Annotated in this window: 7 protein-coding genes and 1 tRNA gene; 5 read left to right on the forward strand and 3 right to left on the reverse strand. The window is 67.3% G+C overall.

Going from position 1 to position 8,299, the window contains the following annotated elements:
- Positions 1-205 precede the first annotated feature (205 nt).
- Together efp and earP are read right to left on the reverse strand one after the other, a co-directional pair.
- Positions 206-775 (reverse strand): elongation factor P, encoded by a 570-nt coding sequence (efp, locus tag G7007_RS21245; protein WP_181105001.1) that lies wholly within the window; start codon positions 773-775, stop codon positions 206-208.
- Between the two features lie 48 nt (positions 776-823).
- Entirely contained in the window at positions 824-1,957 is a 1,134-nt protein-coding gene (gene earP / locus G7007_RS21250) for an elongation factor P maturation arginine rhamnosyltransferase EarP (protein ID WP_181105003.1), read from the reverse strand.
- A gap of 222 nt (positions 1,958-2,179) precedes the next feature.
- Here earP and G7007_RS21255 point away from each other — a divergent pair, with 222 nt between their 5' ends.
- The 4 genes from G7007_RS21255 to G7007_RS21270 all read left to right on the forward strand — a co-directional run bounded on the left by G7007_RS21255 (position 2,180) and on the right by G7007_RS21270 (position 6,631).
- Positions 2,180-2,572 (forward strand): hypothetical protein, encoded by a 393-nt coding sequence (locus G7007_RS21255; RefSeq protein ID WP_181105005.1) that lies wholly within the window; start codon positions 2,180-2,182, stop codon positions 2,570-2,572.
- Position 2,573: 1 nt separating this feature from the next.
- Entirely contained in the window at positions 2,574-3,056 is a 483-nt protein-coding gene (locus G7007_RS21260; protein ID WP_181105007.1) for a GreA/GreB family elongation factor, read from the forward strand.
- 73 nt (positions 3,057-3,129) lie between these two features.
- Positions 3,130-4,329, forward strand: coding sequence for an MFS transporter (locus G7007_RS21265; protein WP_181105009.1), 1,200 nt, complete (start codon positions 3,130-3,132; stop codon positions 4,327-4,329).
- Between the two features lie 145 nt (positions 4,330-4,474).
- Positions 4,475-6,631 (forward strand): TonB-dependent siderophore receptor, encoded by a 2,157-nt coding sequence (locus G7007_RS21270; protein ID WP_181105011.1) that lies wholly within the window; start codon positions 4,475-4,477, stop codon positions 6,629-6,631.
- 112 nt (positions 6,632-6,743) lie between these two features.
- On the opposite strand, the gene G7007_RS21275 is transcribed toward G7007_RS21270, so the two are convergent.
- A tRNA-Ser gene (locus G7007_RS21275) sits at positions 6,744-6,833 on the reverse strand.
- 288 nt (positions 6,834-7,121) lie between these two features.
- Here G7007_RS21275 and G7007_RS21280 point away from each other — a divergent pair.
- The gene (locus G7007_RS21280; RefSeq protein WP_181105013.1) at positions 7,122-7,805 is read left to right on the forward strand and encodes a crotonase/enoyl-CoA hydratase family protein; all 684 of its coding nucleotides are present in this window, start codon (positions 7,122-7,124) and stop codon (positions 7,803-7,805) included.
- Positions 7,806-8,299 lie beyond the last annotated feature (494 nt).

Here is an 8,299-nt window from a genome sequence, read left to right on the forward strand (position 1 = left end):
CGGCAGGGGCCGCTCCACCCGCAACGCGCCCCCTGCAGGAGCGGCCCCTGCCGGGGCGCCGGACCGGCCGCGATGGATCTGAAAGGCCCACCGTCGATTCAGACATCCCACACTTCACAGCTTGAAGCTTGAAGCTTGAAGCTCATACCGCACCCTGAACGAAAAAACCCGGCCAAGGCCGGGTTTTCCGCACTGCGCAGACCGCTTACTTCTTGCTGCGGCCCTTGAACGTGTTGTCGCGGGTATCGATGTCGATCATTTCGTCGATTTCGATGAAGTCGGCAACCTGGATTTCAGTACCGTTGGCCAGTTTGGCAGGCTTCATGACCTTGCCCGAGGTGTCGCCACGGGCGGCGTTCTCGGTGTAGACGACCTTGCGGCTGATGGTGGTCGGCAGTTCGACCGACACCAGACGGCCTTCGAAGAACACGGCTTCGCAGACGTCGGTCATGCCTTCTTCGATGTACGGCAGAACGGCTTCGATGTCCTCGGCGTTCAGTTCGTACATGGTGTAGTCGGTGGTGTCCATGAACGTGTATTCGTCACCGTTGATGAAGGACAGGGTCGCTTCCTTACGGTCCAGGATCACGTCGTCCAGCTTGTCGTCGGCGAAGTAGACGGTTTCAGTCTTGTAGCCGGTCAGCAGGTTCTTCAGCTTGGTCTTCATGATCGCGCTGTTGCGACCGGACTTGGTGAACTCGGCTTTCTGTACCAGCCATGGGTCGTTGTCGATCCGCAGGACGGTGCCGGGTTTCAGTTCTTTACCAGTTTTCATTACGAGTATCCGAATCTGGATGGATTTATAAAAAATCGAGGCCGCGTATCATAGCCAATTTCGGTAAAACTGTACCAGCGCCATGGCGAGGTCCGGCCGAGCGGCCTGTGCGGCGCTCCACTGCCGGGCATGGGCGCGCCAGGTGTCCCAGTGCGGCGACAGCTGGCGCCAGGCCTGGCCCATGTCCTGGTTGGTGTTCCAGGCGCGCCACAGGTTGGCCACGGCCTCGGCTAGCGGCGCGGGTGCTTCCTGCAGGTACTGCGCGAGAAACGCCTCGAGCTTGTCCAGGTGAGCCTGTTCCTCCTGCACGTAGATGTGCCAGAGCAAGGGCCGGGCCGCCCACTGGGCGCGGACGAACGAGTCCTCGCCACGCACGGCGTTGAAGTCGCAGCTCCACAGCAGGCGGTCGTAGTCCTCCTGCCGCAGGAACGGCAGCACCTGCACGGTCAGGTCACCACGTACCACACACTGGCCGGGCGCCGGTGCCGGTTCGCCCAGCCAGGCCTGCACGTCGCCCAGCACGCGCCCTTCGGGCACCAGCAGGTGATGCGGCTGGTCCGCCTCGGCCAGGGCCGTCAGCCAGCGACCCACCTGGGCATTTTCGTAGGCGAACAGCGACAGCAACCGCGCCCCTGGCGCCGGTCGAATCCCGAGCCTCGACAGAAACGCTTCACGCACGGACGCGTCGTCCTGCAGGGCCTGGCGCTGCGCAATCAGGGTGCTTTCGCGCAGCAGCCCGCCGGTGCCTGCCGTGAACCCTGGGAAGAAGAACAGCATGCGCAGGCCGTCGCCCTGGGGCGACCACAGCCCATGGCAGCCCTCGACCCAGGGTTCGGCGCTGAGGTATTCGAGGTTGATCAGCAGCGCCGGCACCGGGCGTGCGCGCAAGGTTTCCCGGTACGCCTCGGGCAAACGGCACCCGAACGCGGCAATGATCACGTCGGCCGCGTCGGTCGTCGTCCATGGCTCGACCCAGCGGCACACGGCCACGCCCTCGAGGCGCTGGGTGTCGGCGGTCACGTCGGCGCGTGGGCAGAGGCGTGCGAAGGCCTCGAGGTCGTCGACCCACAGGCGTACCGGCAGTGCATGCTCATCGGCCAGTTGCCGGGCCAGGCGCCAGGTCACGCCGATGTCGCCGAAGTTGTCCACGACCTTGCAAAAGATGTCCCAGGTGGCGCTCACGCCCGCTCCTCGTATGGGCCCATGAAGCGGGCGATTGTGCGAGCAAATGCGCAGGGAGGAAAGCTTTGTGGCGTCGGCGACAGGTCGGATGGCACCCAGGTCATGCTCCCGCTACGCTGCCTTCCAGGGCCGGTGCGTCGGCCTGTCCGTCGCACGCAGGGCTGGCGCAGGCCCGCCACCATGCGACAATGGCCCACGTTCCTTCGTCCCGCAGGCGCCACCATGTCCGACTCCATTCGCTGCAGCCCCACGCCGCTTCAACTGATCCTGTGCATCGCCCTGGGCCTCTGGCTGGGCGCGGCCGCCATCGCGGCCAGCGCCTGGCTGTTCTGGCAGGTCTGGCCCAACCAGGTCGAGCGTGTACTCCCGACGGCGCCGTCCAGCGCCGAGACGCCCGCGCGCCCTGCGCCACCGCCGGGCACCAGCGACGCACAGCAGCAAATGTTCGAGCGCTATCAGCAGACCCTGCAGCGTGAACAGGATCGCCAGGCCGTGGACGCCGCCCAGGCCGACCCGCGCAATCTCGACAACCCGCGCTGCCAGTTCTGGCTGGAGCAGCATCGCAACGCGCCGACGGACAAGAGCCTGGCCCAGGTCCAGGCGTTGTGCCGCTGACATGGACAAGCACGCCCTGCACCAGGCGATCGTCGCCACCCTGGAAGAAAACGTCCGCACCCTCGAACGGGCGGCGCAGACGGCCTATGAAGCCGCCACCGCCGAAGAGAACATCGCCGAGAACAAGTACGACACCCTCAGCCTGGAAGCCTCCTACCTGGCCACCGGCCAGGCCCGGCGTACCGCCGAGATCCGCCAGGCGCTGCTCGCGTTTCGGCAGCTGACCCTGCGCGACTACGACCCGGCGCGGGGCATCCAGGTCAGTCAGCTGGTCGAGCTGGAGGACGCCCATGGCGCGGCGCGCCTGGTGTTTCTCGGCCCCGAAGGCGCGGGTCTGAACATCACCCTGGCGGGCCGCCAGGTCACGGTCATCACCCCCCGCTCGCCCCTGGGCCAGCAGTTGCTCGGCAAGCGAGTGGACGACGAGATCCGCTTGTCGATCGGCACCAACCAACAGTGCCTGTCGATCGTCGACGTGACGTGAGGCGCCACGTCACTGTCCGATCACTACCCCCGTCACCTGCCGTGACGCCCCGTTTTCGCCCGAAGAGGTCCCGATGGATACCCCGCCCCTGAGCCGTGCCCTGATCCTGCTGATGGCCACGGCCACCGGCCTGGCTGTGGCCAGCAACTATTATGCCCAACCGCTGCTGCACAGCATCGCCGAGTACTTCGGCCTCAGCACCGTCAGCGCCGGCAGCATCGTCATCGCCGCGCAATTGAGCTATGGCGTAGGCCTGGTGTTGCTCGCGCCGCTGGGTGACCTGTTCGAGCAGCGCCGGCTGATCGTGGTGATGATGGGCATGGCGGTGCTGGGCCTGTTGATCAGCGCCAGCGCATCCAGCCTGCCGTGGCTGATCGTCGGCACGGCACTGACCGGGCTGTTCTCGGTGGTGGCCCAGGTGCTGGTGCCGATGGCTGCCGCCTTGAGCTCGCCAGCCGAGCGCGGACGCGCCGTGGGGACCTTGATGAGCGGACTGCTGCTCGGCATTCTGCTGGCGCGTACCGCCGCAGGGTTCACCGCCGAGCTGGGTGGCTGGCGCGCCATCTACTGCCTGGCGGCGGTGCTGATGGCGATCTGCGCGATCGCCTTGCAGCGCAGCCTGCCCGTGCACCGCAGCCACGCCGGTCTGAGCTACCCCGCGCTGCTCGGCTCGCTGTTCACCCTGTTCCGCGAAGAGCCCGTGCTGCGCCTGCGCGCGGCGCTAGGCTTGCTGTCGTTCAGCCTGTTCGCGCTGTTCTGGACGCCGCTGGCCTTCCTGCTGGCTCGCGAGCCCTATCACTACTCCGATGCCACCATCGGCCTGTTCGGGCTGGCCGGGGCCGCTGGTGCGCTGGCGGCGAACTGGGCCGGGCGCCTGGCCGACCGTGGCAAAGGGGCGCTGGGCACGACCGTGGGCCTGCTGGCGCTGCTGGCGGCGTGGCTGCCCCTGGGCCTGGCCGAGACCTCGCTGGTCGCCCTGCTGGCGGGCGTCCTGCTGCTGGACCTGGCGGTGCAACTGGTGCACGTCAGCAACCAGAACGCGGTGATCGCCCTGCGTCCAGCGGCGCGCACGCGGCTGAACGCCGTCTACATCACCTGCTACTTCATCGGCGGCGCCTTGGGTTCGCTGCTCGGCACGCAGCTGTTCGAACGGGCCGGCTGGATGGGCATCGTCTGGGCCGGCGTGGCCATCAGCACGCTGGCGCTGCTGGTGTGGGCCGGCGCCGAGCGCACGCGGCGGCGCAACGAGCAAGCAGCGACCACCGCGCACTAGCGTCCGGCTGTCCCCACAGGCCGTCACCTCGGCCGAAACAAACGGCGCCGTCGACCGGCGCCCCTGCTACCATGCGCGCGATTTTTCGCCCAGCACGCCTGCGCCCCGCGACGATCGCCCGCGCCCGGCCCTTGAGGAGCCCTGCATGCCCCTGCCCCGCCCCCCACTGCCGCTCGGTCTGCTCAGCCTGGGCCTGGCCCTGTGCGGCATGCCCGTCCTGGCCGACACGCGCATCGAACTCGAGGCCTTGCAGGTCTCCGACACCTACGATGCCGACCGCGAGCAGGCTGCTCAGGCCAGCGTCGGGCAGTTCCAGAACGCCCCGGTGCTCGACACGCCGGCCGCGATCCGCGTGTTCGACCGTGCACAGCTCGAGGACCGTCAGGTACGGCAACTGAGCGAGGTGCTGCACGGTGACGCGTCGGTCGGCGAGAGCTATGCGCCGATCGGCTACTACGAGAACTTCAACGTCCGCGGCTTCACCCTCGATGCCGCCAGCAGCTACCAGATCAATGGCCAGACCGTGGTCGGCGAGCAGAACGTGGCGCTCGAGAACAAGGAGCGGGTCGAACTGCTCAAGGGGCTGTCCGGGCTGCAGAGCGGCGTCTCCGAGCCGGGCGGGCTGATCGACTACGTGACCAAGCGCCCGGAGGACGTGCGCCGCGTGACCCTGTCGACCAACGATCAGGGCGAGCGCTACCTGGCGACCGACCTCGGCGGCTGGTTCGGCAGCGAGCGGCAGTTCGGCCTGCGCGCCAACCTGGCCCACGAGGACATCCGCAGCTACGTCGACCATGCCGATGGCCGACGCGACTTCGCCTCCCTGGCGTTCGACTGGCAGATCACCCCGGACGCCAGTCTGCAGCTCGACGCCGACTACCAGCACCGCGAGCAGCGCTCGGTGCCCGGCTACCAGTTGCTCGGCGGCGACCGCCTGCCTCACCACGTGGACCCGAACGACCGGCTGGCCTATCAGCCCTGGGCCAAGCCGGTGCAGAGCGATGCCCTGAACCTCGGCGGACGCTTCGAGTACCGCTTCGACGACAACTGGACGGGCACCTTGAGCGCCTCCCACAGCCGCGTGGTGATCGACGACTACAGCGCGTTCGCCTGGGGCTGTTACGGCGCCTCGAGCTGCGCCGACCTGGCCGTGCCGAACCACTTCAGCCCCGAAGGCGAGTACGATATCTACGACTACCGCAGCCCCGACGACACGCGCCGCACCGACGAGCTGCAGGCCACGCTCGGCGGACGCTTCACGGCCTTCGGCCTGGAGCACGCCGTGACCCTGGGCAGCAGCGCCCGCCGTCGCACCCTCGACCAGCGCCCCTATTACAACGAATGGGTCGGCAGCGGCCAGATCGGCACCGGCGCGCCCTGGGTCGAGCCGTCGACACGTGCGGTCGGTGCCAGCGTGCGGCGCCTGGACAGCCGTCAGTACGGTGTGTTCTTCAGCGACCGCATCACGCTCAGTGAACGCTGGCAGGTGGTGGTCGGCGCACGCGAGGTGCGCCTGGACGAGCGCGCCTGGGCCGAGGACACGACCCTCGACCGGCACACCCAGGGCTACGAGCTGCTGCCCAACGCCGCGCTGCTCTACAAGCCGCAGGCCGACACCACGCTGTACCTGAGCTACGCCAAGGGCCTGTCGGACGGCGGCACGGCGCCCTGGTTCGCCCGCAACGCCGCGCAGATCCTGGCGCCGACCGTGTCGCGGCAGCTGGAACTGGGCGTCAAGCACGACTGGCGCGGCCTGAGCCTGAGCGCGGCGCTGTTCCAGATCCGCCAGGCCTACCAGTACGCCCGGCCGCAAGACGGTGGCTTCACCTACGTCCAGCAAGGGCAACAGAAGAACCTCGGGCTGGAGCTGGGGGCCAGCGGCGCGCTGACCGACAACCTGCGCCTCCAGGCCAGCGCCGCCGCCTTGCGCGCACGTGTCGAGGGCAGCGGCACCTCCGCCTACGAGGGCCACCAGGCCCTGAACGTGCCGAACCTGCGCCTGGCCGTGCAGGCCGAGTACAGCTTGCCGGTGCCTGGCCTGGCGCTGCTGGGCGGCGCGCGCTACAGCGCCAGCAAGTACGCAGACCGTACCGGTGACGTCGCCGTGGGCGGCTACACGGTGGTGGATGTGGGCGGCCGCTACCGCACCCGGGTCGGCGGCTACGACACGACGTGGCGGCTGACCGTGGACAACCTGCTCGACAAGCGCTACTGGCGCGACGTGGGGGATTACCTGGGGGATGCCTACCTGTTCCAGGGTGCGCCACGCACGGCGCGGTTGTCGGCGTCGGTGGACTTCTAGCGGCCTGTGCTCGGCCCTGTGGCGTTTCGCACAGGGCTGGACGGCAGGAGTTTCCAGCTTTCGGAAACGAAAAACCCCCGGAGGCTTTCACCTTCGGGGGCTCTTCTGAATGTGGCGGTGAAGAAGGGATTTGAACCCTTGATACGGTTTCCCGTATACACACTTTCCAGGCGTGCTCCTTCGACCACTCGGACACTTCACCGTTTCTCTTCAAGCTGTTCAGCCTGTCGAGGCGCGCTAATTTAGTCGAAGCCCCGGACGATGGCAAGCTTTTTTTCAGAATTTTCATGCGCTTAAGCCCTCTGGCAGAAAACCTGCTCCGGACAGGCCTCTGCGGCCAATCGAACCGGCGGTTCGGCAGGGTCAGCGCGCGGGTTCGCCCACTGGCGCTGCCGGCCGGCCCTGCCTGACTGGCCGGTCAGCATTGCCGCTTTACCTGGCTCGCCGTGCTGGGTAACGTCGACGCCACCTCCATCGAAAGGATGCTGTCATGACCGAGCTGATCACCTACCACTGCGAAGACGGTATTGCCCTGCTGACGCTGAACAACGGCAAGGTCAACGCCATTTCGCCCGCCGTCGTCGAGGCTTTCAACGCCGCGCTCGACCGTGCCGAGCAGGACCGTGCGGTGGTGGTGATCACCGGCCAGCCTGGCATTCTCTCCGGTGGCTACGACCTCAAGGTGATGACCAGCGGCCCCCAGGCGGCGATCGACCTGGTCAGTGCCGGCTCGACGCTGTCGCGCCGTCTGCTCGCGCACCCCTTCCCAGTGATCGCCGCCTGCCCCGGCAACGCGGTGGCCAAGGGCGCGTTCCTGCTGCTGTCGAGCGACTACCGGATCGGCGTCGACGGCCCCTACAAGATCTGCCTGAACGAAGTGCAGATCGGCATGACCATGCACCACGCCGGGATCACCCTGGCGCGCGACCGCCTACAACCGGCCGCCTTCCAGCGTGCGGTGGTCAACGCTGAGGTGTTCGGTCCGAGGGAGGCCTGCGACGCGGGCTTCCTCGACAAGGTGGTGTCGCCGGAGCAACTTCACGAGACTGCCCTGGCCGCGGCCCAGGTGCTGAAGAAGCTGAACATGCGTGCGCACCGCGAGACCAAGCTGAAGGTGCGCAAGGCACTGCTGGCGACGCTGGACGAGGCGATCGAACTGGACAAGATGTACTGAGACCGCTGCCAGTTCATCAGGCAGAAGGAGCGCTGGCTCATGACCGTGCCTGGGTGAGGCTGACCGTCATGGACTTGGAAGAGCAGCTGTCTTTTTCTGCTACAACGCAGTGGCTGTTTTGTGGGCCTTTCAGGCCCAATCGCGGCCGGTCCGGCGCCCCGGCAGGGGCCGCTCACACCCCGCCGCGGTGGGTCAGGCGGTCCATGGTCCATGTAGGAGTCCGCCCGCCGCCTTTGCGCCGCGCTGTCGCGCAGAGAACATGACGGTAGCTGGCAAGATCCGGGGCTTTATTGCTGATCGATTTAGGGCCGCTTTGCGGCCCATCGCGGCACTGGGGCCGCTCCTACACCCGTAGTCCCACCGCGGAGTTGCAGGCTATCGCGGTCACCTGTGGGAGATTCTATGGTAATTGCCAAGCGCTCAAGCGGCTTTTGGACGATATTCCTCTCCGCTTCTGATCAGGGCAAAGACCACCCGAGCCAGCTTGCGGGCCA

Origin of the sequence: Pseudomonas entomophila (assembly GCF_013523125.1) — a bacterium.
GTDB lineage: Bacteria > Pseudomonadota > Gammaproteobacteria > Pseudomonadales > Pseudomonadaceae > Aquipseudomonas > Aquipseudomonas entomophila_B.